At 64.8% G+C, this 21,664-nt stretch carries 25 protein-coding genes and 1 pseudogene; 17 read left to right on the top strand and 9 right to left on the bottom strand.

Annotated elements, in window-relative coordinates:
* Position 1 precedes the first annotated feature (1 nt).
* The 3 genes from B5X90_RS01485 (at position 2) to B5X90_RS01475 (ending at position 2,270) form a co-directional block, all read left to right on the top strand.
* Positions 2–403 carry a phage holin family protein gene (locus tag B5X90_RS01485; RefSeq protein ID WP_079549987.1) on the top strand — a complete coding sequence of 134 codons (402 nt, stop codon included), beginning with the start codon at positions 2–4 and terminating at the stop codon, positions 401–403.
* Between the two features lie 18 nt (positions 404–421).
* Positions 422–1,030: a DUF3618 domain-containing protein gene (locus tag B5X90_RS01480; RefSeq protein ID WP_079549738.1), complete on the top strand. Its 609-nt coding sequence runs from the start codon at positions 422–424 to the stop codon at positions 1,028–1,030.
* A gap of 82 nt (positions 1,031–1,112) precedes the next feature.
* A complete protein-coding gene (locus B5X90_RS01475) occupies positions 1,113–2,270 on the top strand; it encodes a YihY/virulence factor BrkB family protein (RefSeq protein WP_143264609.1) in 1,158 nt (385 codons plus the stop codon).
* A 12-nt stretch (positions 2,271–2,282) separates the two neighbouring features.
* Here the strand turns inward: B5X90_RS01475 and B5X90_RS01470 are convergent, their stop codons facing one another.
* The gene (locus B5X90_RS01470; RefSeq protein WP_079549737.1) at positions 2,283–2,915 is read right to left on the bottom strand and encodes a CG0192-related protein; all 633 of its coding nucleotides are present in this window, start codon (positions 2,913–2,915) and stop codon (positions 2,283–2,285) included.
* Positions 2,916–3,332: 417 nt separating this feature from the next.
* On the opposite strand from B5X90_RS01470, the gene B5X90_RS01465 reads away from it, so the two are divergent.
* The 8 genes from B5X90_RS01465 to B5X90_RS01435 all read left to right on the top strand — a co-directional run bounded on the left by B5X90_RS01465 (position 3,333) and on the right by B5X90_RS01435 (position 10,209).
* Positions 3,333–4,274 (top strand): DUF5996 family protein, encoded by a 942-nt coding sequence (locus tag B5X90_RS01465; protein ID WP_079549736.1) that lies wholly within the window; start codon positions 3,333–3,335, stop codon positions 4,272–4,274.
* 118 nt (positions 4,275–4,392) lie between these two features.
* Positions 4,393–4,740 (top strand): UBP-type zinc finger domain-containing protein, encoded by a 348-nt coding sequence (locus B5X90_RS01460; protein WP_079549985.1) that lies wholly within the window; start codon positions 4,393–4,395, stop codon positions 4,738–4,740.
* A gap of 109 nt (positions 4,741–4,849) precedes the next feature.
* Complete coding sequence (locus tag B5X90_RS01455; protein ID WP_079549735.1) at positions 4,850–6,250, top strand: MFS transporter; 1,401 nt, start codon at positions 4,850–4,852, stop codon at positions 6,248–6,250.
* 118 nt (positions 6,251–6,368) lie between these two features.
* Positions 6,369–6,929, top strand: a complete 561-nt coding sequence (locus B5X90_RS01450; protein WP_079549734.1) for a Chromate resistance protein ChrB — start codon at positions 6,369–6,371, stop codon at positions 6,927–6,929.
* A gap of 5 nt (positions 6,930–6,934) precedes the next feature.
* Positions 6,935–7,399 carry a DUF1232 domain-containing protein gene (locus B5X90_RS01445; protein WP_079549733.1) on the top strand — a complete coding sequence of 155 codons (465 nt, stop codon included), beginning with the start codon at positions 6,935–6,937 and terminating at the stop codon, positions 7,397–7,399.
* Positions 7,389–7,994 (top strand): cation transporter, encoded by a 606-nt coding sequence (locus B5X90_RS01440; RefSeq protein WP_079549732.1) that lies wholly within the window; start codon positions 7,389–7,391, stop codon positions 7,992–7,994. The genes B5X90_RS01445 and B5X90_RS01440 overlap by 11 nt, the downstream gene beginning before the upstream one ends.
* Positions 7,995–8,034: 40 nt before the next feature.
* A complete protein-coding gene (locus B5X90_RS20910; protein ID WP_028276278.1) occupies positions 8,035–8,187 on the top strand; it encodes an LPXTG cell wall anchor domain-containing protein in 153 nt (50 codons plus the stop codon).
* 165 nt (positions 8,188–8,352) lie between these two features.
* Positions 8,353–10,209, top strand: a complete 1,857-nt coding sequence (locus tag B5X90_RS01435) for a glycoside hydrolase family 15 protein (protein WP_079549731.1) — start codon at positions 8,353–8,355, stop codon at positions 10,207–10,209.
* A gap of 59 nt (positions 10,210–10,268) precedes the next feature.
* On the opposite strand, the gene B5X90_RS01430 is transcribed toward B5X90_RS01435, so the two are convergent.
* Both B5X90_RS01430 and B5X90_RS01425 read right to left on the bottom strand, forming a co-directional pair.
* Entirely contained in the window at positions 10,269–10,904 is a 636-nt protein-coding gene (locus tag B5X90_RS01430; protein ID WP_079549730.1) for a LysE family translocator, read from the bottom strand.
* Positions 10,905–11,077: 173 nt separating this feature from the next.
* Complete coding sequence (locus B5X90_RS01425) at positions 11,078–11,896, bottom strand: alpha/beta fold hydrolase (protein ID WP_179128997.1); 819 nt, start codon at positions 11,894–11,896, stop codon at positions 11,078–11,080.
* Positions 11,897–11,993: 97 nt separating this feature from the next.
* Here B5X90_RS01425 and B5X90_RS01420 point away from each other — a divergent pair, with 97 nt between their 5' ends.
* Positions 11,994–13,061, top strand: a complete 1,068-nt coding sequence (locus B5X90_RS01420; RefSeq protein WP_079549729.1) for a hypothetical protein — start codon at positions 11,994–11,996, stop codon at positions 13,059–13,061.
* Positions 13,062–13,088: 27 nt separating this feature from the next.
* On the opposite strand, the gene B5X90_RS01415 is transcribed toward B5X90_RS01420, so the two are convergent.
* The 6 genes and pseudogenes from B5X90_RS01415 to B5X90_RS01390 form a co-directional block, all read right to left on the bottom strand.
* The gene (locus tag B5X90_RS01415) at positions 13,089–13,991 is read right to left on the bottom strand and encodes a patatin-like phospholipase family protein (protein ID WP_079549728.1); all 903 of its coding nucleotides are present in this window, start codon (positions 13,989–13,991) and stop codon (positions 13,089–13,091) included.
* Between the two features lie 190 nt (positions 13,992–14,181).
* Positions 14,182–14,708 (bottom strand): annotated as a pseudogene (locus B5X90_RS01410) (DUF427 domain-containing protein).
* A 127-nt stretch (positions 14,709–14,835) separates the two neighbouring features.
* Positions 14,836–15,771 (bottom strand): polyphosphate kinase 2, encoded by a 936-nt coding sequence (ppk2, locus tag B5X90_RS01405; RefSeq protein ID WP_028276283.1) that lies wholly within the window; start codon positions 15,769–15,771, stop codon positions 14,836–14,838.
* A 211-nt stretch (positions 15,772–15,982) separates the two neighbouring features.
* Positions 15,983–16,750 carry an SDR family NAD(P)-dependent oxidoreductase gene (locus tag B5X90_RS01400; protein WP_079549727.1) on the bottom strand — a complete coding sequence of 256 codons (768 nt, stop codon included), beginning with the start codon at positions 16,748–16,750 and terminating at the stop codon, positions 15,983–15,985.
* Positions 16,751–16,871: 121 nt separating this feature from the next.
* Positions 16,872–17,306: an SRPBCC family protein gene (locus B5X90_RS01395; RefSeq protein WP_079549726.1), complete on the bottom strand. Its 435-nt coding sequence runs from the start codon at positions 17,304–17,306 to the stop codon at positions 16,872–16,874.
* Between the two features lie 81 nt (positions 17,307–17,387).
* Positions 17,388–17,750, bottom strand: coding sequence for an ArsR/SmtB family transcription factor (locus B5X90_RS01390; protein ID WP_079549725.1), 363 nt, complete (start codon positions 17,748–17,750; stop codon positions 17,388–17,390).
* 342 nt (positions 17,751–18,092) lie between these two features.
* Between B5X90_RS01390 and B5X90_RS21470 the strand changes: the two genes are divergently transcribed.
* The 5 genes from B5X90_RS21470 (at position 18,093) to B5X90_RS01365 (ending at position 21,609) form a co-directional block, all read left to right on the top strand.
* The gene (locus B5X90_RS21470) at positions 18,093–18,557 is read left to right on the top strand and encodes a YegP family protein (protein ID WP_079549724.1); all 465 of its coding nucleotides are present in this window, start codon (positions 18,093–18,095) and stop codon (positions 18,555–18,557) included.
* A gap of 52 nt (positions 18,558–18,609) precedes the next feature.
* Positions 18,610–19,287 (top strand): PAS and ANTAR domain-containing protein, encoded by a 678-nt coding sequence (locus tag B5X90_RS01380; protein WP_079549723.1) that lies wholly within the window; start codon positions 18,610–18,612, stop codon positions 19,285–19,287.
* Between the two features lie 147 nt (positions 19,288–19,434).
* On the top strand, positions 19,435–20,052 hold the full coding sequence (locus tag B5X90_RS01375) for a TetR/AcrR family transcriptional regulator (protein ID WP_256860000.1): 618 nt from the start codon (positions 19,435–19,437) through the stop codon (positions 20,050–20,052).
* Positions 20,053–20,239: 187 nt separating this feature from the next.
* Positions 20,240–20,632, top strand: coding sequence for an ArsR/SmtB family transcription factor (locus B5X90_RS01370; protein ID WP_256859999.1), 393 nt, complete (start codon positions 20,240–20,242; stop codon positions 20,630–20,632).
* Positions 20,629–21,609, top strand: coding sequence for a TIGR03086 family metal-binding protein (locus B5X90_RS01365; RefSeq protein ID WP_079549722.1), 981 nt, complete (start codon positions 20,629–20,631; stop codon positions 21,607–21,609). Before B5X90_RS01370 ends, B5X90_RS01365 begins: the two co-directional genes overlap by 4 nt.
* Positions 21,610–21,664: the final 55 nt, after the last annotated feature.

The raw sequence follows: 21,664 nt of genomic DNA, 5'->3' as shown, positions 1-21,664 counted from the left end.
AATGCCTCCCACAGCCGCGCAGGCAAAGGCTGAATCGACTTCCCTGGGTGACCTTCTCGGTGAGGTCACACGGGACATGTCCACCCTGATGCGACAGGAAGTGGAACTGGCCAAGGTCGAACTCAAGCAGTCGGCCACGCGGGCAGGCAAAGGCGCCGGCATGCTCGCCGGCGCCGGCGTCGCTGGCCATTTCGTGCTTCTGTTCCTGTCTTTGGCGCTCTGGTGGGCGCTGGGGACCGTGATGGGACTGGGCTGGTCCGCTGTTGTTGTCGCCGTCATCTGGGCAATTGTCGCCGCCGTTCTGGCAGCCATGGGCCGCAAGGAACTGAACGCGATCAAGGGCATGCCGAGGACGGCTGAAACCCTCCAGGAAATCCCGCCCACCCTAAAACCCAACTCCTAGATTCAGCGAGGAAACACGATGAGTGAAAACCCGGATGTCATCCGAGCAGATATTGAAGCAACCCGTGCCCGCCTGGGCACCAACGTGGACGCCGTCGCTGACAAAGTCACGCCGTCGCATATCGTCCAGCGGCAGACGGACAGAGTCAAAGAGAACGTCAAAGACGCCGTCTTCGGAGTGAAGGATAAAGTCATGGGAGCCGCAGACCACACCGCCGACCACGTCCACTCAACTACCGGAAGCGTCGGTGCGCACATGAGTGATGCGGGCTCCGCAGTTGCGGGCGCCCCCGGCCAGCTGAAGTACAGGACACAAGGGAACCCGCTGGCTGCCGGGCTGATCGCTTTCGGTGCCGGGCTGCTCGTTTCCTCCCTGATCCCGGCCAGCCAGAAGGAGCGTGAAGCAGCTGATGCCCTCAAAACGGCAGCCGAGCCACTCACCACGGAACTGACGGAAGCCGCCAAGCACGTGGCCGAAGGGCTCAAGGAGCCCGCTCAGGAAGCCATGGAGAACGTCAAAGCCACTGCCGCGGACGCTACCGATCACCTCAAGGCAGACGGGCAGGCCGCTGTGGAGGACGTCAAGGACCGGACTGCCGAAGCCAAGGACAACGTTCAGCAGGCCTAAGGCCGCGTCTGAATAAGGCCGGCTGCCCTCGCTGATGCGCTGGGCGGCCGGCCATTTCCCTTAACCCCACGAAGGAATTTCCATGGCCAAGAACCCAACCAAGGCAGAAGATGAATCCATGACCGATGCCGAAACGGACGAGAGCAGCACCGCCAAGGCCCGCACGGCACCTGCCCCGGACGACGCCCGTAAACCGGACAGCCCGGCCGACGTCACCAAGCCCTCGTGGAAGTACATCGCCAAGAAAACCCTGCGTGAATTCACGAAGGACCAGTGCCCGGATCTTGCCGCAGCCCTGACCTACTACTCGGTCCTCTCAATTTTCCCGGCGCTGTTGGCCCTCGTGTCTTTGCTGGGCATCTTCGGGCAGACAGAGAAGACCACGTCCGCGCTGCTGGAGATCGTCCAGGGTTTCGCGCCTGCTGAAACTGTGCAGGCGATCAAACAACCAGTCGAGCAGCTCAGCAATTCCTCCGCTGCCGGGCTCACCCTGGTGCTCGGCATCCTCACCGCCCTCTGGTCCGCCTCCGGCTATGTCGGAGCCTTTGGCCGTGCCATGAACCGGATCTACGAAATCGACGAGGGCCGGCCGTTCATCAAACTTCGGGGCACGATGCTCGCCGTCACCATTGCCACCGTGCTGATCGTTCTTGTCCTTTCGGCCATGCTGGTGCTGAGCGGGCCGGTGGCCGAGGCCGTCGGCAACGCGATCGGCCTGGGCGGGGCCGTCCTGACGGCGTGGAACATTCTCAAGTGGCCCGTGATCTTGTTGCTCGTGATTCTCGCGATCGCGATCCTCTACTACGCCACGCCGAACGTAAAGCAGCCCAAGTTCCGCTGGATGAGCCTGGGTTCCGCTATCGCTTTGGTCATCTTCCTGCTGGCGTCACTGGCCTTCGCTTTTTATGTGGCCAACTTCAATAGCTACGAAAAGACCTATGGTGCGATCGGCGGCGTCATCATCTCGCTGCTGTGGCTGTGGATCCTGAACATGTCGCTGCTGTTCGGTGCCGAGTTCGACGCCGAGATGGAGCGAGGACGCCAACTCCAGGCTGGCATTGAGGCCGAAGAGACCATCCAATTGCCGCCACGGGATACGAAACAGAGCGACAAGCTCCAGGCCCGCGAAGAAGAGGACATTCGCCGCGGGCGCGAGTTGCGGGAACAGCACGGAAACCAGCCTGAACAGCAGGAAGACAAGAACCGTCTTCGGGACACCGGCGGAGACGAGCGCCCCTAACCCGCGAAGACGTCAGGCACCACTGATGGCGGCGAGTTTGACGTTGTCCTTCTGCCCTTCCCAGGTGCCAGTAAGCGCCAGCGGGCCGACCGGTTGCTCATCCAGGTCCAGCCGCCGGATAACGAGCAAGCGGAGGTCGGCCGTCTCGATGGCGGTACCCGCGTCGGTGGCGCGCGGTGCCGCCGAAGAGAGGTCAGGAACTACATCGCGTTTCGGCCCCGAGCTTCGCACGTAGACCGTCTGGGCCAGAAGTTCCAGGTTTTCCCCTTTTTGGAGGTATTGCTCTGCCTGTGGCCGGCCCAGCATGATGATCGCCGCCAGCGCTGCCACGTAGACGGGATCGGCGCACGCATCGTAAACCCACCTCGGGCCGAGAACCGAATGCTGCATAGTTCCGACTAAGCACGATTCCGCGCCGGCCAGGGGCTGGGCCCTGTACGTGAGTGGGACTTGAAAAGTGGAGCTGCCCACAGACACGATGATGGTTTCTATGCCGACCTCGCCGGCGGGGTCGTCGAATCGGTAAGAGCCGACTTTGTGCAGCGCTGCCGTGTCGGGTTCCGTAAACCATGGCTGGCGGGGCAGCCACGCTGCGAGAAGTTCAAGTTTCGTCGGCTGCAGTTCTGCCTGGTGGATGATCGCCATGACTGCAAGCCTAACCGGGGTCATCGACTCGGCATGCTGCTCAAGGTGGCGAACCTTCGGCAACTGGGGGTGCGGCGGAGCTCATCTACACGTTCAAGGCCGAGGAGAACCGCCCGATGCAGGCAGTCAACGAAGCGGTTGGCTTCACTCCTGCGGGCGGCGTGGAAGGCGCGTGGCGAAAGGAACTGGGCTGACCACAGTGGACGGCGTGCCGCAGGCGGCGCCGTATTGCGAGCCGCCGCCCTCCGCGGCGGAACCTTGCTGGCCTTCCGGCGTCGGCGTAGGCTCGCCCGCAGAAGCGGCGGTCCCAGTCCAGTGCTGGCACCTGTTGCCCTGCGGTCATCCACCACGGATGGAACCAGCGGGCACGGCCGGAGGTAAATCGTCGAGGCGGTGTGCAGCACGGAAGGAGCTGCGATGGACGCGGCTGAAGGTCCCGGCACTTATAGCGGATGGCCCCAACTTCGGGTCGAGGATTGGATCCAGACCAGGGACACTCTGCACTTATGGACGCAAATTATCGGCAAGATCCGCATGGCGCTCACCCCGATGCTGAACCACTGGTGGCACGTGACGCTGTACGTCACGCCGCGCGGACTGACGACGTCGGCAATTCCTTACGGGCGAGGGGCCTTCGACATCGAATTCGATTTCTGTGACCACCGGTTAGATGTCCGCTCCAGCGACGGAAATGCCGCAAGCATCGTCCTCGAACCCAAGCCGGTAGCGCAATTCCATGCGGAGGTGTTCGAGACCCTTGCCCGGCTCGGCATTCAGGCTTCCATCCGTGCAGTTCCGAACGAGGTTGAACCGGCCATTCCCTTCGCCGAAGACCACCTGCACGCCTCCTACGACCCGCCTGCCGTCCGGCTGTTCTGGCAGCAGCTAGTCCAGGCGGACCGCGTGCTGAAAGAATTCAGCTCCAACTTCAGAGGCAAAGCCAGTCCCGTCCATTTCTTCTGGGGAGGCATGGACCTGGCGTACGCGCGCTTCTCTGGACGCGTGGCGCCTACCCACCCGGGCGGGGTCCCGAACTGCGCGGACTGGGTAATGGTGGAGGGCTACTCCCACGAGCTGAGCAGTTGCGGGTTCTGGCCCGGGGTAGGGGAGGAAGGGGCCTTCTATGCCTACGCCTACCCCGAACCAGGTGGCTACGCCGGGTATGTCAGCGACGTCGACGCAGCCGCATATCGCCAAAGCGACAGGCTGTACCTTCTCCCGTACGAAAGCGTCCGTTCCGCGCCGAACCCAGACGGCACGGTGTTGCGGTTCCTCCATTCCACGTACGAGGCGGCAGCCGAAACGGGACACTGGGACCGCGCGGGCCTTGAGGTGGATCCGGACCGCTGGCGGCGTTGACGCCAGAAACATTTCAGGAGCGGCGATTCGCACGCGCTGCTATTCCTTCGCTGGGATTGTCCCCCGGAGTAGGGTTGTGGGTGAGTCGACGGACACCCAGATCCAAGAGGCAAACCACATGAACGCCATACCTGGAATTGCGGAGTCGGTTCCACCAAGTGGGACCGGTTGCGTTGAGTGCCTGGCCGGCGGAGGGTGGTGGCTGCATCTACGCCGTTGCGCCCAGTGCGGTCACATCGGGTGCTGCGATGCCTCGCCGGCCCAGCACGCCACGGCGCATGCGCACGCCACCGGCCACCCGGTCATCCGTAGCTTCGAACCTGGCGAAAACTGGTTCTTCCACTATCCAAGCTCCTCCTTTATCGACGGACCGGATCTTGAACCGCCGGACCACCATCCTCTTGACCAGACCGTCCCCGGCCCGGCCTCGCGTGTCCCCAAGGACTGGCAGCAACGCCTGCACTGAAGACGGGCCAGTTGCGGGGGACTGAGTTCGTGTGAGAGTCCGCCGACCTCGGGTGCGGGTGTTAGCTTGAGGGGTGAGTTCCCTACCGTCGGCGCGTACGCAGAGGCTTGTGCTTTGGATCGCGATTCTCGCATCCTTTGTGTCGTTTCTCGACGGCAGCGTCATCAACGTAGCGCTGCCGGCCATTTCCCGTGAACTGGGTGGCGGACTGACGACGCAGCAGTGGGTTGTCGATGCGTACCTGATCACCCTGGGTTCACTGATCCTGGTCGCCGGTTCGCTCTCTGATGTGCTGGGCCGGGTTCTCGTTCTCCGGGCAGGCCTGATCGGGTTCGGGGCGACGTCAGTGATGTGTGCGCTGGCACCCACAGCGGACTGGCTGGTCCTGGCCAGGGCGCTTCAAGGCGTCGCGGGCGCCTTGCTGGTGCCCAGTTCCCTGGCCCTGATCACATCAAATTTCGACGAAGCGCCCCGGGCGAAGGCAATCGGCCAGTGGACTGCTGGTACAACCGTGGCTTTCATTGCGGGACCCCTGCTCGGCGGAGTGCTCGTGGATTCGGTGGGCTGGCGCTGGATCTTCGGAATCAACGTCCTGCCCATTGCCGTGACCTTGTACTTGTTAGCCGTGCTGCCGGCCAAGGATGTTCGCAAGAAGGGCGTGCGGATCGACTACGCGGGTGCCGTGCTCTGCGTGCTCGGGTTGGCGGGACCGGTCTACGCGTTGATCGAACAGGGCAACTATGGCTGGGGGAGTCCGCTCATTCTGACGCCCCTCACCCTCGGCATCCTGTGCCTCGCCGGATTCATTTGGCGGGAGAGGACGGCGCATCAGCCGCTCTTGCCCCTCAGCCTCTTTTCCGTCAGAAACTTTGCCGTCGGCAACGTGGCTACGGCTTTCATCTACGCCGCCTTGTCGATCGGCGGATTCATCATCGTGCTTTTCCTGCAGCAGGTCGCAGGGTTTCCGGCGACGATGGCCGCGCTGGCGTTACTTCCGGTCAGCATCGTCAACATCCTCCTGGCGTCATGGTTCGGTGCACTGGCAGGGCGGTTCGGACCGAGGTGGTTCATGGCCCTCGGACCTGCTCTCGCCGGGGGCGGCTATCTCCTGATGCTCGCGTCGGAAATCCCGGTCGACTACTGGACCGAGCTGATGCCTGGGATCCTCCTGTTCGCAGTCGGGCTCTCGGCGACAGTCGCACCGCTGACCGCGGCCATTCTCGGTTCGGTTTCGGAAGAGCAGGCAGGCATCGGCTCGGCAGTGAACAACGCCGTCAGCAGGGTAGCCGGTCTGATCGGCATCGCCCTCGTGGGCCTGGTCGTGGGCGGCAAACTTGGGCTCGACGGATTTCACCGAATGGTGGGGGTGACTGCGGTGTTGTTGATCCTCGGGGGCATAGTTTCCGCCGTCGGTATCCAGAACCCGCCTAGGCGGCCTGCACTTCGGGCGAGGCAGAAAGTCCCATCCCAAGGCACCCGGAGCTACCGTATTTTCAGACCTCACCGATAGGGCTGCCATCGGACCGACCGACCGTACCAGCCGAGGCCCTCAAGCATCCGTGCCGTCCAGAGCAACGGTTGATGTAACAGCTGTTACTCCCCTTGTTGTAGCAGTATATGATTGACGCATGGATTGGTTAGTTCTTATTGTCCGGTTGACGGGTGAGGCCTCACGGACAAGGGTCGGTGTGTGGCGGGAGCTCCGGAGGGTCGGTGCTGCGCCAGTGGCCTCAGGGGTGTGGACCGTTCCGGACACGCCGTTTTTCTCGGAGGCAGTGCCGAGGGTCGTGGAGCTGGCCGGCCGCGGAACCGGCAGCGTCCTCGTCCTGCCCACGCCGGGTAGCGGAGATCCGGGAGTGGAAGGCCTGCGCTCGGCATTCAAGGAGCTCAGGTTGGATGAGTGGAAGGAATTCACCGGCGATTGCGGGGCGTTCGAGGGCGAAATCGCCAAGGAAACCCGAACGGGCAAGTTCACGCTGGCGGAGCTGGAAGAGGAAGAACAAAGGCTGGACCGCTTGCGGCGTTGGTTTCGCGGTCTGAAAAGCCGTGACGTTCTGGAACTGCCGGAAGCCCAGGCAGCCGAGGAGCGGTTGCGCAAGTGCTCCGCTGTCTTCGACGAGTACGCCGAGAAGGTCTACGCGACTCTGCATGCCCCGTCAGGCCATGGCCTGCCTGAGGCCGGGGAGTAGGGGCCGTGCAGTGGTGGCAGGCGGCGCTGGGGATCCTGGCCGGGCTGGCTGGTGTCTACGCGGTTCTTCTGCTGGCGTTGTGGGTCTATGCGAGGTCCCATCCTGAGACGGTGGGTATGCGGGAAGCGTTGCGGCTGCTGCCAGATGTTCTGCGCGTGCTGAGGCGATTGGCGACCGACCCGGCGGTATCCCGCGGCGCTCGGATCAAGCTGTTCCTTTTGTTGGGATATCTGCTCTTGCCGCTGGATCTTGTCCCGGACTTCCTCCCGCTGATTGGCTATGCCGATGACGTGATCGTCATGGCCCTGGTTCTTCGTTCCGTGATCCGCTCTGCGGGTCCGGAGTCTTTGCGGCGGCATTGGCCGGGCACCCCGGCCGGGCTTGCCGTCATCGAGCGGCTGGCCGGCCTGCCGGCCCCCGTCGCCGGAAAGGCCGGAGGCGCCGGGAAAGAGAGCACGGATGCTGCCTGAAATTGTGAAGCGCCCCGAGATCGCGCGCCGGAAACATCGCGGGTTCATCCTTGAGGGCATCACGCTGGGCTGGAACGTCGTCGGCGTTGGAGTTCTTGCCGTCGCTTCCACCACGGCCGGATCGGTGGCGCTGGCCGGCTTCGGCCTGGACAGCCTGATCGAGATAGGTGCCAGCATCGTGGTGATCTGGGAACTCTCCGGGGCCGGGGAACGGCGTCAACGGTTCGCGTTGAGGCTGATCGCCGGGGCGTTCGTTGCCCTGGCTCTCTATCTGCTCATCCAGTCCGGACTTGCCTTGGCAGCCGGGCACCACGCACGGCCGAGCCCCACCGGAATTGTCTGGACGGCCTTCACGGCCGTGGTCATGTTCGCCCTCTCAGCCGGAAAAGCCCGCACGGGCAAGGCACTGGGCAATCCCGTTCTGATAGCAGAGGGCAAAGTGACGTTTATCGACGGTCTTCTGGCAGCCGCCGTGCTGGCCGGGATCTTGCTGGACACCTTTGCCGGTTGGTGGTGGGCCGACCCCGTGGCCGGCATGGTCATCGTCTACTACGCGGTCCGCGAAGCCGTGGCCATCTTCCGCCACGATCACTGATCGTTCGGGAACAGCCACCTGGGTGGCTTAGGCTTTCCGTATGGGACTAATAATCACACTACTTATTATTTGGCTTATTCTTTCGATCCTGGGCTTCGCCGTGAAGGGCCTGCTCTGGTTGGCCATCATCGGCCTCGTGCTCCTGGTGGCTACAGCTGTATGGGGCTGGGTGAAGCGCAAGGCCAAGGCCTGATGCAACCCTGATCTTCATTCGGCGGCGGCCGGTCCTCTTCAGGACCGGCCGCCGTTGTCGTGAAAAGTCGCGGAGTCAACGTGCCAACTCGGGGGTGGCATCCTCGGCGGAAGCGAGAGAGAATCCAGATGGAAGGCTCAAACTGACCAGAAGGAGTGATCGGCCATGATCACTGCGGCGCAGGCGCGCCCGGTGGTTAGCCGTGACGGGTATCTGCCCATTGAGGATCACGGTCTTATCGGGGACGGCTCCACCTGCGCCCTGGTGGGACGTGACGGAGCGATTACGTGGCTCTGTCTTCCCGAGTTCGACAGCCCTCCCTTTTTGGCCGGAATTCTCGACGCTGAGTACGGCGGCCGCTTTGAAATCGCTCCGACGAATACACTGGCGTCGTTCCAGCGCTACGTGGAAGATTCCTGCGTGCTGGTCACTTCCTTCATTTCTGACCGGGGCATGCTCCAGGTCACTGATGCCCTGACCCTGCGCTCGGGCGCCGACCTGTCCGAGCCGGTGCCCGCCGGCCGCTCGGAGCTGCTTCGCCAGGCGCGGGCAGTGGGCGGAGACGTCCCGCTGCGCATCAGCCTGAGACCGAAGGCGGGGGTGACCTTCGACGCTCTGGCCACCGGCTGGCGGTTCGACTGGCAGCAGGACGGAATGCAGGAAGTCTATCTTTGGTCGTCCGTTGAACTCCGCCTTGACGGGCGCGGGCTCTCCGCGGCCATCACGCTCCGGGCCGGAGAGACCCTGACCATGGTCCTGCACTGGTCGGGTCGGTTCCGGCTCCGTCAGCATCCGGAGAGCAAGAAGCTGATCGACCAAACCGTTTACGCTTGGCGCCGCTGGGCAACAGGCCTGGACTGCGAAGGATCCCAAGCCGAGCTGATGAAGCGTTCCGCTCTCACGCTCAAGTTGCTGGATCATGCGGAGACAGGCGCCATACTGGCTGCCGCGACGTCGTCGTTGCCGGAATGGCCCGGCACGCCGCGGAACTGGGACTACCGATACACGTGGGTGCGTGACGCGTCGTTCTCCAACTATGTGTTCAGGCGGATCGGTGATCCCAGCGATGCCGATGTGTTCCTCGCGTGGGTCCTGACAAATGTCGAACGCGATGGCACACCGCAGGTGATGTATGCCCTCGACGGCTCGCAGCCACCCGAGGAACGGCTGGATTCCCAGCTGCGGGGCTACCGTGGCTCAGCCCCGGTCCGCTGGGGAAACGGGGCCAGCCATCAGCTCCAGCACGATGTCTACGGCGAAATCATTGACATCGCCTATCAGTGGTCGAACAGCGGCAAACGGGTGGACAAACAGCTCTGGGCGGCGCTGACGCCGATCGTGGAGATGGCGATCCGGCGATGGCGGATCCCGGACTCCGGTCCTTGGGAAATCCGGACCCCGGGCCGTACGTTCACGTACTCGGCTGCCCTTTGCTATGTGGCCATTGACCGCGCGATCCGGATCGCCCGCCGGGACGGCCTTCCGTACCCCAAGCTCCGCTGGGAGAGGACAGCCCGGGAGATCCGGCAAGCGGCGTTGACCCAGTCCTGGGACGACGAGCGGCGTACATTGACAGAGCATCTGGGCGGCAGCGGAGGCCTGGATGCCTCCTTGCTCACGCTTCCCATCCGAAATGTGATCGATTTCGGGGACCCTCGAATGGTAGCCACCACGGCCGCCGTTGCCGCCGAGCTCGACGCCGGAAACGGTCTGCTGTTCCGCTACCTGCCACACGTTTCCCCTGACGGGCTCCCTGGCAGCGAAGGGGCGTTTCTGCTCTGCAGCTTCTGGCTAGTGGACAATCTGGCGGGACAGGGACGGGTCGAGGAGGCACATGAACTTTACGAGTCCTTGTGCAGCCGGGCCAATCCGCTGGGATTGCTTCCTGAAGAGATCCACCCCGATACCGGGGAGTTCCTCGGGAATTTTCCCCAGGCGTTCAGCCATGTGGGCGTGTTGGCCAGCGGACTGCGGCTGCTGAAGGCGCAGCGGAGGGAGACGGACAACCGGCTCGGCTCTTGAGCGGGCTGGCTCTCTGCCGGATAGGGAATTGCACCTGTCCGTTGAGGTCCGGCGCGCCGCTATGAGCTGGTGCTGGATGCCAGTACGCCCAGGCCGAGGGCGCCGATGATGCCGCTGCTGCCGCGTTCGAGCCAACTGCTGACCCGGGGGCGCTGCAACCAGGCCATTGCCTTCGCTGCCGCGACGGCTACAGCCGCCAGGTAAAGGAATCCAATGGCGCTTTCGATGGCACCGAGCACCATGGCGGTGTCCAGTGTGTTGCCGCCGTGCGGAATGAACTGCGGCACGACGGCGAGGTAGAACAGGCCGACCTTGGGGTTGAGCAGTGTGGAGAACGCGCCGGCGCCGAAGCCGGTCCTTCGGCTGTAGCTCGGGCGGGGAGCGTGCCCGGCCGCCGGGGAGGCAGTTGTGCGTCGCGCCCGGATCAGCGACGAGATTCCCAGATACAGCAAGTACAGCCCGCCCGCGATCTTCAGCCAACGGAACACTTCCGCCGAGTCCTCCAGCACAGCGGCGAGCCCCACTCCCACCAGCGCGGCCCAGACCAGGGATGCCAGTGCCGAGCCCAGCGCCGCCGCCAGCCCGGCTCCGGCGCTCTGCAGCGAGATCCTCAGCACCAGGAACGTGTCCGGGCCGGGGGTCACGGAAAGCAGCAGGCACAGCCCGGCAAAGGCAAGGAGGGTTACGGCGGTCATGGGCACCATTGTCCTTTCGCTGGCCGCCCGGCTGCAATCCGTCGCGATGGTTTGCTGCTTACCGCGCCTAACATGACGGCGGTTGGCCGCCGGAGCCGCGGACGGATCGCCTTGCCTTTGTTCGGCGGAGCCATGAGACAGGGATTCCGCCCGCCAGCGGGCGCCACGGCCCGCTAGCTTTTGCCGTCCGACGTCTCACGCACGCGCATGAGCCAGTCGGTGACAAGGGCTTGCGCGATATTGGGGTGCTCATGGATCAAGGCGTGGCCGGCGCGGTCGAGTACGGCCAACGTCGCGCGTGGGTAGTGCAGGATCAGCTCCGACGGTCCTGTGTGCCCGGCGGTGGCATCCTGTCGCCCGGCAACGACCAACACCGGATGAGGATAGGCTTTCGCGGCTTCCGGCCGGTCCCGCAACACCCAGTGCGAAAAGATCCGCATCAGGCTCGACTCGTCAGCCAGGGAGGTTGCGGGAGCCACATACTCCTGGAACCGACGAAGCGTTTCAGGCGTCTGGACAACGAAGTAGCTGCGGTAGGTAGCCTCCAGATCCGAGTCGAGTGCGCCGGTCAGATCGACCGACGAAACAAGGACCTCGTGCTCAGGCACGTCGCGCGTCTGCGGGCCAACAGGGCAGATTAGCGCCAGCCCGACGGCCTGATCAGGGCGCAGATGCGCAATCGCGCGGGCCAGGTAGCCGCCGTAGGACTGACCCATGACAAGAAACGGTTCATCCCCAATGGTGCTGGCGATAAGGCCGAGCAGAAGGTCCACGACGTCGTCATTGCTCGTGATCGTCTCGGGCGCCGGGGTCCGGCCCATCCCGGGCAGGTCCGGATAGAGGCGCCGGTATCCGGGAACGTCATCGAAAATCGGTTCAAGGGCACCGGCGATCTCGCGATGATCCACACCTGCGCCGTGCAGAGCGAGAACAGGCGTGCCGCTGCCGTGCTCGGCGTAGTGCAGAGGCACTCCGCTGACCGTGGTCTCCATCTCGCTATGGTAAGACGCGTCGCGACGATATCCGCCATCATCGACGGCGCCCGAGACCGCTCCAGATAATGCCTCGCTCTGGTGGCAGGATGGTCTGATGACGCCAACTGTGGACGTGTTTTTGCGGGGGCCCCGGGGGCGCCGGCTGTGCCTCGAACTGGCGATGCAGCTGGATTCGGAGGTCAAAACGGCGGCCTTCTGGTTGGGATACGAACTTGATAGTGGACCGGGGACCTCGCGGGTCCCGCTGAGCGCCGATGCCTCCGGGGAGGAGACCGCGACGCCGGCCTTTGCCGTGTCACCAGAACAGCTGGCTGCCAGGCTCGACTCCCTGGACTTCGCTGAACTGGACAGCGACCTGGTGCAGGCGGCCCTCGAGCGGTCAGTGGACGCGGCAAGGTACTGGCAGGCGCCCGATGGAGAGGACGTGCTCGCGGATCTGCCGGGCGTGACGGCGGCCTTGTCGCCCGTCGCGGAACAGGTGATGGCGCTGCCCGACATCCAGTGGTTTTGGCAGCCTCGCCGGACGGAGCAGTGGTCAATCGACTGGCGATCGTCAAACGGCCAGGCACCGCCGCCGAAGAATCCGCGACAGACACTGGCTGGGTGGGGCCGGGACGAACGGGCCGGGGAACTGCGGGCCTTAAGAGAACGCCCGGGCGACCCTAGCGCCAACTGGTCAGGAACTTGGTGGTCGATCCCGCACGGGCTGCTCCACACCGTTGGGCAGGTCCCGGCCGCACTGAGCCTCGCGGAAGATTCCCTGGGGTGGGAGCAGGCGACCACGGTGCCCGTTCGGGGAGCGGGCCGGACTCTTGAGATCGGCACAGCAGAGGATTGGATAGCGCTGTGCCGCAGGTTCCCACTGGAGGTCACTGCATCCCGGCGTCACGACTGGTTCCGCGTGACTGGGCGCGATGGCCGATGGGTCATCCCGGATTGGGAACAAGTGGCAGGCGAGTGGGACGCCGCGCACCTCTCCGTCCTGGGTTACCTCAACGGCGCGACGCGCCAACTAAACGTCGACGCCGAAACGGCGACGGTCATCGCCGGATGGGCCCCGGACAGCACGATCTGGCTGACAGATGTGGCGCACGAATCGGGTGGCCCGCGGCAGGCCTGGCACCGCGCCTCGCAAGGCGACCCCTGGACTCTCGTGCCGTAGCAGTTGAATACCGACAGGCTTCGGGCATCACCGCCAGATTTCGGCGACCCGCTCCGCGAGGGCTCTGCCCTGGCTGTAACCGGCTCGAGCCGCAGCCGGACGCAGGGACAGATCCATCGCATTGGCGCCGAACATGTGCTTTGCGGCGCTATCCGGGAAGATTGTTTGGACCCGGCTGCCCCCGGCGCGCAGTTCGTCGACTTGGGCGGCGAGATCCATGCCCCACTCGAGCGGCATCCGCGACCTGCCGCCGAAGGGTGAGAGCACCAGCACCCGCCCGTACCCGGCCGCCAGGTCGGCGTTCTCACTGCGTCGATAGCCGCCGTTGATGTACCGGCTCGCGCCGATGCGGTAGCCGTTGCTGGTGCTGGCGGCGACGGCGTCCACCAGATCGATTCCGCTGTGGCGGTCGAACACGACCGGTTCCCCGGTATCCGCATCAACAGCCGTGATCAGCACGGGTTGTTTCGGCCACTGCCGGCTGGGAAACCGGGCAGCGACGATGTCGCGCCAGCGCGTCTGGGCAGAGCCGTCGGAAGCATCCATCTCGAGTGCCGCGGCGCCCATCCTGCGGCGCATGTCGGAGGCATCCACAGCAGAACCAACGATTCCGTTGGACCACTCCAGGTAAGTTTTCCCCGAGAAATTCGGAACGCGTCCCCTGTTCGGTCCGGAGTGGCCGGCATGTGGCTGAGGCACCTCGGCGAGGATGGCGGCATACAGTTCCGCCGGCCGTGTCCCGCTGGTGATCTGGGCAGCCACTGTCGATCCTGCCGACGTCCCGATGATGAGATCGGCCTCGGTGACATCGATGCCGGCATCGGACAGGCCGGCGATGAGACCGAGCTCCCACGCGTTGCCTGCCGCGCCGGCGCCGGCGAGCACCAGGGCGCGCTTATTGCGCGGAGTTGAAGAGGGTGTTGTGTTCATGGGAGTCGCCTTTCGCGAAATTGCCTTGCGGCACTCCCGGAGACGACTACTTCAGTCGCGCGACCGTGGACTTCGGGGGAGCGCCCATTACGGATACTGCATTCATGGGTCTCACCTCCTGAAGATTGATCACGATCACCGGAAAGCTATCACGCCGGCAAGGCGGGGCACAACGGACATCGCGTTGTGCTCACCACCCGGCCGTGCCCGGGCCGCCCTTGAACGGACCAACGATCTGCGTGGTGATCCAACCGCCGTAGAAGTCACCTTCCTGGAAGGTCACCTGCTCGCCGTTGACTTGGCAGGAGCCCATGAGAGCCGGTAGAGGGCCACTCGGGTTCTGAGCGCCTCGAACCCCCGGGCGGGTTCGGGGCAGGTCCAGCCGGCACGGGGAACGACGACGCCGCCGGCAACGACGTCGAAGTAGTGCGCCTCTCCTTTGAACTCGCAAAAGCTCGTGCCCCCGACCGGGACGAGTACACCGGCAGGGAAGGAGTCCAACGGCAAATAGTAGACAGGCGGGTGACTAGTCTCCAGGACGCGCACCGCGTCGGTGGTGTCGGCGATCACCTGCCCGCCAAGCCGCACGGTAACCCGTTCGGACCGGGGCTCGACCCGTGGCGGGCGCGGGTAGTCCCACACCGATTCTTGGCCCGCCTTGGGTTTGATGGGCTGGGGACGCCGGAAAAGGCCGGAAGCACCGTGTACAGGAGTCATGTCCCCATGTTGTCATCTTCTGCTGGGATCCCACCGTGAGCGCGATGAATCCGGGCGATCGCGCATCCGCCGACGGCGAGCCTGCGGCCAACGGCAGGCGGCCGCGATCGTGGCGGCCCCGTGGCCGCTAGTCGCCGGCGGCTTCGCGGCCGCGGCGCACGATCAGCCGGTCGGGGCTGTGGACCACTGATGTGTCCTTGTCCTCGTAGTCGAACTGGTTGAGGAAGTAGCGCATGGCGTTGATCCGACCCCGCTTCTTGTCATTGAACTTGATGGTGATCCACGGCGCATGGTCCGTGTCGGTTCGCAGGAACGTCTCCTCCTTGGCGGCCGTGTACTCCTCCCACCGGTCAAGGGAGGCGAGATCGATGGGCGAGAGTTTCCAGCGCCGCACCGGGTCGATCTGCCGGATCGCGAAGCGGGTGCGCTGCTCGTGGCGGGTCACCGAGAACCAGAACTTGGTCAGGTGGATCCCCGAGTCCACCAGCATCCGCTCGAAGAGCGGGGCCTGAACCATAAAGGTGTCGAACTCCTGCTCCGTGCAGAAACCCATGACGCGCTCCACATTTGCCCGGTTGTACCAGGAACGGTCGAACATCACGATCTCCCCGGCCGTGGGAAGGTGCTGGATGTAGCGCTGGAAATACCACTGGCCCAGTTCACGGTCAGAGGGTTTACTCAATGCCACTGCCCGGGCCGAGCGGGGATTCAGGTGCTCGGTGAAGCGCTTGATCGTTCCGCCCTTGCCGGCCGCATCCCGTCCCTCGAACACGATCACGTGCCTGAGCTCCTGGTCCTGGCCCCAGTACTGGAACTTCAGCAGTTCGACCTGCAGCCGGTATTTCTCCAGCTCGTACTCTTCGCGGGACATCCGTTGCTCGTAGGGGTAGTCCTCCCGCCACGTCTGCACGGCCGAGCCGCCGGGGTGGATCAGTTCAGGATCTTCGCCTTGCCCCCCGCGCACCGTGTATCCCATCTCCACCAGATGGTCGATGGCCTCACGCAGGTTTTCCCGGAGCCAGCCCTGGTCCTCGGGTGTCCATGTCCTGTCCGCCGGCGTCATCCCGGCCTCCTTCCGGCCCCCTCGAACCAGCTGCCGGCCTTCCAGATGCCGGCGGTGTTCGATGCTCAACTGCACTCATAGAATGCGACCAGCCTAAGCCGACAGGTGGAGCTCACGATAGGGACGGGCTGGGGGATACTTTGCGTCACCTGTCCCGCCGGCAGGGACTACCTACCCACGCGAGCCGGCGGGGCCGGGTCGATGCTTCGCTTCAGAAGAGCGTGATGCCGGTGAGTTCGGCGAGTTTGTCGGTGAGCTTGTCCTGGAAGTCGGCGTCGGTGACCTCCGGAGCCGGTGTCCGCGGCCGGCGGTGGTGCCAATACATTCCGGAGACCTGGGCGGCGGGGTCAGGGCTGACGGCGAGCCAGCCCTGGGTGTCCTGGCCCATGGCGAGGTCGTCTGGCGCGCCGGCGCCGCCCATCTTGGTGGGCACCCAGCCGGGGTCAACGGAGTTGCTGAGCACGTTGGCCCAGTGCCGGGCGACGGAGGCGGAGAGCGCGGAAACGTAGAGCTTGCTCTCGGAGTAGGCCGCGCTGGCGTTCCAGCGCCGCCGGGTCCAATCGATGTCCTGGAGGTTTCCGCTGGCCGCGTGGTGCATCCCGCTGCTGAGGTAGATCAGGCGGTGGGGCCGCTCGATCAGGGCGGTGAGAATGTAAGGGGCCAGAACATTGACGGCCAGGGTGCGGGAGTGTCCCTCCGGGGTCGCGACGCGCCCCGGCGAGAGATAGACGCCGGCGTTATGGATGACGGCGTCCATCCGCCCGTGAGCGTTCACCTGCGCGGCCAGTTCCCGGGTTTCGGAGGCAGCGCTGAGGTCACCGATCACGATGCCGATGGCACGCGGCGCGAGTTCTTCGAGGGAGGCGGCGCGTTCCCTGGAGCGGGCGTGCAGCAGGACCTCGTCGCCGGCGTTCAGGAGGGTCCGGGCGGTGGCGAGGCCGAGCCCGTCGGTGGAGCCGGTGATGAAAATGCGAGCCATAAGGATTGTCCCTTCTTCAGAAGGACGCGATGTTCCCCCGGACATGTAGGTTGGCGCCTACCACCTGATCGCCTCAGCTACGGGCGGGTCACACTCAAAAATGAACGCCCTGCGCCTTCATCTAGGCGGATTCGAGAACGTTTTTGAGGTTGGTCAACTGTGCGACCTCGGCATTCATGGTCCGGACAATCACCGGGCCCACGAGCTTCATGAGTCCCTTGGGCTCCAGGTCCAGGGTGAACCGAACAGTCGTTCCGCCCGGCGCTTCACTGAGCCGGTACGCACCGGCCGGACGGGCCGGACCGGCCACCACCTGGAAGCCCAGGAGCTTTCCGGGGTCCGCCGCCGTGATTTCGTAGTCCCCGACGATCGGCCGGCCGCCGGGGCCCGAAAGGGTCTGGCTGTACACGGCACCGAGGTCCCCCGGTGTTCCGCTCTTCAGTGTTATGTCCTGAACCCCCGAGCGCCATGCGCGGTTATTCAGCCCATCGGCGAGGAACGCATAGACGTCCTCCGGTGATCGGTTGATGGTGGTCTCGTTCTCGGCGTGAGCCATTAATACCCCTACTGGTTTTGGTCCGGACGCCGCCGGGCCGGTCGATCGATGTTGTCCATATGGTCCGGCGTGCGCCGCAACTTAGCGGATTGCTTCTTCAGGGTCCTCAGCCATGGGGCTCAGGGGCATCCGGGTGGTGACCAAGAGAGATCCGAGCAGGGATCGGGCGGCCGCGAGCAGCACATTAACCTCAGGGCTGGCCAGTTCATAGAACAACCTGCCTTCGCGCCGTGAGGGGACAATCAGGCGCTGGCGGCGGAGCAGGCTCAAATGTTGGGAGAGGTTCGACGGCTCAAGGCCCGTGTTGTCGCGTAGCCGGCTGACGGCGACTGGTCCGTCGGCGAGCATTTCCAGCAACTGGATTCGGGCAGGGTGACCCATGGCCTTGAACAGTTCTGCCTTCACATCGGTCTGGACCGGACTTGCGGGAAGATCATCCGGCATCGGGGCCTCCCTCCTTCACATTCAAATATTCTGAACCGCGCGTCTGTGCGGGCCCCGCCGACAGGAAAACTAGCATGTGCAAGACAGAAAAGTCTGTCTTGCACACCCCTGATTTGGTCAGCCCGCTTACATATCCTAGCGCCGGACCGATGCAGTGTCGTCGCCGCCGCCAGACAGGGTGTTACCCCTTGCGCAGGTCAGTTGCATAGTTCAGACTTTCATGAATTCATCAATTCGATCCGGCCGGTCCGAGTGACTGGCATCGTTCGGGTGGATTCAGGCTGTTCCCGGTGACAACGGCGTCGCCGGGAACAATCGGGTCCCGGCTTCCAGGAGGGTTCTATGACAGGCATGTTCGAACTGTTCACCGATTCCGACACGTCCTACCGATTCCGACTTACGGCCCCGGACGGGACCGTCATGGCCCTCTCCAGGCCCTTTCCAGACCTGCCGACGGCGGTCGCCGGGATCGCAGCAGTACGGGAGTACGCCGGCATGGGGCTGGTCTCGGAAATTTCGGCGCCGCAAGATGATGCGCTGCTCCAGTCCGTGGCCGAGGGCATTCCCGTGGAACCCAGAGCGCAGAGGCGTGGAGTCCACGATACGCACGTGAAGGGCCAGCGCGCCCGGGCGAGACCGGCCCGTGGCGGGGCGCCCCGGTCTCCTGAAGGGCCGCCGCGCCTCCGCATCCCGTCCGCAGCGCGCTTCTTGGGCCGACTCGCAGGGACCCGGAACCAGCAGCTGATCGTGCGGTGGCGGCAGGCGCTGGAGACGCGGACTGCGCAGGTTGGGCTCAGCTCGTGCTGACCGTGTCCCGGGACCGGCCTACCGCCGGCAGGCGGGGCAGGCAGGCCCGGCCATGACGGCGTTGAAGGCGTTGCAGGCCTATTCCAGCGCGCTGGCCACCGAGGACTGCCTCGCCGGGACTTTTCGCTACGATGTGGCCTCGGGGGAGCTGCAGTGGTCCGAGCAGATTTACCAGATCCACGGCTATCGCCGGGGCGAGGTGGTGCCCACGGTGGGTGTTCTTATGCAGCACGTGCATCCTGAAGACCGGAAGCCGTGCAGGGAAATCTTTGAGGATGTGTGCCGTGGCGGAGGGTTTTTCGCCAATTATCACCGTCTCTTCGACGCACGCCGGCGCGAACGCCGCGTCCTGACGGCGGGGGAGGGTGTGCTGGACAGTGACGGGAAGCTGTTGTTCGTCGACGGGTTCATCCTGGACCTCACCAGAACAGTTCAACTTGAAACGGACCGGTCCGCCCGCGAGGCCGTCGCCGGAGCCATTGGCACCCGAGGCCTGATCGAACAGGCCAAGGGCATCCTGATGGGAATACTCCATATCGGGTCCGACGACGCCTTCGAGCGGCTTTCCGCCTACAGCCAGCATCACAACATCAAGTTGGCGCACACGGCTTCGGCCATCGTCCGGCTGGCCAACAGCACGCACGAATCCGCGACCCTCCGCAGCTTCGTCCACGCACTGGACAGTCGTTTCTCGCAACGCCGGGATGGCGACCGGGTTCTGCATCCCTAGATGGCGGCAAGGCGCCGGGGGCGGCCTCTGGCCGGCCCGCCGGCGTCGTGCCGGCCGAAAGCCTGGGGGGGAAATCTGCCGAGACTGATAGCACACTCCGAGGCAGACCGGTCTGTACGCCTCGGCCCGGTGTAAAATTTTTTTATCATGATTGTCAACGACGCCGAGGGTTCTACGCTGCTGCCCGCCACAGCCATGGCCGGACGCGACGAGCCGGTGGACCGCATTCTCGCCACCGCCTACGAGTTGTTCTCCCGCCGCGGCATCCGCGGAGTAGGGGTCAATGAGCTGATCAGCAGTTCAGGGGTCTCCAAAGCAACCTTCTACCGGCACTTTCCGTCCAAGGACGCACTCGTGCTGGCCTTCCTGGAACTCCGGGACCAGGTGTGGACCGTTGACCTGATCGTGGCCGAGGCCAGCCGGCGGGGCAACACCCCCGAGGAGAGGCTGCTTGCCGTCTTTGACGTGTTCGGCGACTGGTTCCAGCGCGAGGATTTCGAGGCGTGCTCGTTCATCAACGTGCTGCTGGAAATGGGCGCCGGGCACCCGCTGGGCAAGGCGAGCATCGATTACCTCAGCCGCATCCGCGGGCATATCCAGGCACTGGCCGAGGAAGCCGGGCTGGACCGCCCCGAGGAATTTGCCCGCTCCTGGCACATCCTGATGAAAGGCTCCATCATTTCCGCCACCGAAGGGGACGCGCTGGCTTCCAAGCGCGCCCAGCAGATGGCGCGGTGGCTCATCGAGCACCACCGGGGCCTTTAGCCGCCGCGCCAGGGATTCCTCGCCTTTTCGACCGGCATCTCTGTAACCCGGCAGGCGCCATAGCGCCCTGACAAACCCTTCCCGAAACAGCCGCGCCATGCCCGGGCTGCGGTCCGCGGCGATCCGCAAGGGCGCCGGCCTGCGTTCCCTGACCCCTCTGCCTGCCGGGCACTTGCGGAATACGTTAGTGAGCACTAACGTATTTCTGGTGTTGGATGCCTTGGAGATTGCTGCGGAGCCGAACCGGAGACGCCTGCTGCATCTTCTCGCCAGCCACGAACAGACTGTCGGGGAGCTGGCCGCGCATTTCACGGTCAGCCGCTCCGCGGTATCCCAGCACCTGCTGCTACTGGAGCAGGCCGGCCTGGTATCTGCCCGCAAAGAGGGCCGGAACAGGTACTACCGACTCGACCCAGGGGGCATGGGCCGGCTGCGTGACCTTGTCGAACAGTTCTGGACCTACGAACTGGATCTGCTGGCATCAGATGCGGCCGCACTCGCCGCCCAGCGTCACCGGCCCCCGCAACATCACCCGACCAATTCCGATACTCCGCCTCAAGACAAGGGACCACTCTCATGACGTTCGACAAAACCATTCACCTGCCCGTCAGCGCCGACGAGGCCTTTGCGCTCATCACCGAACCGGAACGTCTGCGCCGCTGGCAAACCGTGGCGGCCCGCGTTGACCTTCGGATAGGCGGCGACTACCGCTGGACCGTCACTCCAGGCCACCACGCCGCCGGCACATTCCAGGAGATCGAACCGGGCAAGCGCATCGTCTTCACTTGGGGCTGGGAGTCCGGAATGGACCTGGCGCCAGGCGCCTCCACCGTGACGATCACACTGGAGCCCGACGCCGGGGGCACCACGCTCCGCCTGGTCCATGCCGGCCTCAACGCCGAACAGGCAGCAGCACACGCCGAAGGCTGGAACCACTACCTGGACCGCCTGATCGCCGAGACCTCCTCCCCGGACGGTGCCGGTCCGGACGAATGGTCGGCTGCCCCGGACCCGATCGATCGCCTCAGCTCGGCCGAGGCCTCGCTCGCCGTGCTCCTGGGCGTGCTGCGCAAGCTCACCCCGGAGGACCGTGAGAAAGCCACGCCCTGCGAAAATTTCACGGCCCACGAATTGCTGGAGCACCTGGCCGGTTCGCTGAAGCATGTCGGCGGCGCGCTGGGCGCGGACGTAAGCGATGACGCCGGGGCAGGCCCGGAAGTTCGCATCGCCGGACTCGCGCAGGCCACCCTTGAGGCGTTCAGCCGCCGCGGCTTCGAAGGCACCATCGACATGGGCTTCGCCGAGCTTCCCGCGACCGTCGTCGCCGGGATCGTCAACCTCGAGCTGCTCGTCCACGCGTGGGACTTCGCGAAGGCCACCGGCCAGGAACTCGTCGTCTCCGACGTCGTCACGGATCACGTTGAGGCCCTGGCCCTGGTGACCATCTCGGATCAGGTCCGCGCCAGCGGCAGCTTCGCCGCTGTCCAGCCGGTCGCGGAGACTGCGAGCAGCCTGGAGCGCCTGATCGCGTTCACCGGCCGGACCGTCACCGTCTGAGATTTTCCTGGCCGGCACCCGTCAACAAGACATGGGAGGCCGCGCCCGACCCGAT

It is taken from the genome of Arthrobacter sp. 49Tsu3.1M3, assembly GCF_900168135.1.
Lineage (GTDB): Bacteria > Actinomycetota > Actinomycetes > Actinomycetales > Micrococcaceae > Arthrobacter.
Note: the sequence above shows the minus strand (reverse complement) of the source record. Positions and strands in the feature narration are given on the sequence as shown.

Bases quoted from the DNA above. Each gene is read 5' to 3' on its own strand.
- B5X90_RS01485 (WP_079549987.1), top strand. From the start codon at position 2: ATGCCTCCCACAGCCGCGCAGGCAAAGGCTGAATCGACTTCCCTGGGT.
- B5X90_RS01480 (WP_079549738.1), top strand. From the start codon at position 422: ATGAGTGAAAACCCGGATGTCATCCGAGCAGATATTGAAGCAACCCGT.
- B5X90_RS01475 (WP_143264609.1), top strand. From the start codon at position 1,113: ATGGCCAAGAACCCAACCAAGGCAGAAGATGAATCCATGACCGATGCC.
- B5X90_RS01470 (WP_079549737.1), bottom strand. From the start codon at position 2,915: ATGGCGATCATCCACCAGGCAGAACTGCAGCCGACGAAACTTGAACTT.
- B5X90_RS01465 (WP_079549736.1), top strand. From the start codon at position 3,333: ATGGACGCGGCTGAAGGTCCCGGCACTTATAGCGGATGGCCCCAACTT.
- B5X90_RS01460 (WP_079549985.1), top strand. From the start codon at position 4,393: ATGAACGCCATACCTGGAATTGCGGAGTCGGTTCCACCAAGTGGGACC.
- B5X90_RS01450 (WP_079549734.1), top strand. From the start codon at position 6,369: ATGGATTGGTTAGTTCTTATTGTCCGGTTGACGGGTGAGGCCTCACGG.
- B5X90_RS01440 (WP_079549732.1), top strand. From the start codon at position 7,389: ATGCTGCCTGAAATTGTGAAGCGCCCCGAGATCGCGCGCCGGAAACAT.
- B5X90_RS20910 (WP_028276278.1), top strand. From the start codon at position 8,035: ATGGGACTAATAATCACACTACTTATTATTTGGCTTATTCTTTCGATC.
- B5X90_RS01435 (WP_079549731.1), top strand. From the start codon at position 8,353: ATGATCACTGCGGCGCAGGCGCGCCCGGTGGTTAGCCGTGACGGGTAT.
- B5X90_RS01430 (WP_079549730.1), bottom strand. From the start codon at position 10,904: ATGACCGCCGTAACCCTCCTTGCCTTTGCCGGGCTGTGCCTGCTGCTT.
- B5X90_RS01425 (WP_179128997.1), bottom strand. From the start codon at position 11,896: ATGGAGACCACGGTCAGCGGAGTGCCTCTGCACTACGCCGAGCACGGC.
- B5X90_RS01420 (WP_079549729.1), top strand. From the start codon at position 11,994: ATGACGCCAACTGTGGACGTGTTTTTGCGGGGGCCCCGGGGGCGCCGG.
- B5X90_RS01415 (WP_079549728.1), bottom strand. From the start codon at position 13,991: ATGAACACAACACCCTCTTCAACTCCGCGCAATAAGCGCGCCCTGGTG.
- ppk2 (WP_028276283.1), bottom strand. From the start codon at position 15,771: ATGACGCCGGCGGACAGGACATGGACACCCGAGGACCAGGGCTGGCTC.
- B5X90_RS01400 (WP_079549727.1), bottom strand. From the start codon at position 16,750: ATGGCTCGCATTTTCATCACCGGCTCCACCGACGGGCTCGGCCTCGCC.
- B5X90_RS01395 (WP_079549726.1), bottom strand. From the start codon at position 17,306: ATGGCTCACGCCGAGAACGAGACCACCATCAACCGATCACCGGAGGAC.
- B5X90_RS01390 (WP_079549725.1), bottom strand. From the start codon at position 17,750: ATGCCGGATGATCTTCCCGCAAGTCCGGTCCAGACCGATGTGAAGGCA.
- B5X90_RS21470 (WP_079549724.1), top strand. From the start codon at position 18,093: ATGACAGGCATGTTCGAACTGTTCACCGATTCCGACACGTCCTACCGA.
- B5X90_RS01380 (WP_079549723.1), top strand. From the start codon at position 18,610: ATGACGGCGTTGAAGGCGTTGCAGGCCTATTCCAGCGCGCTGGCCACC.
- B5X90_RS01375 (WP_256860000.1), top strand. From the start codon at position 19,435: ATGATTGTCAACGACGCCGAGGGTTCTACGCTGCTGCCCGCCACAGCC.
- B5X90_RS01365 (WP_079549722.1), top strand. From the start codon at position 20,629: ATGACGTTCGACAAAACCATTCACCTGCCCGTCAGCGCCGACGAGGCC.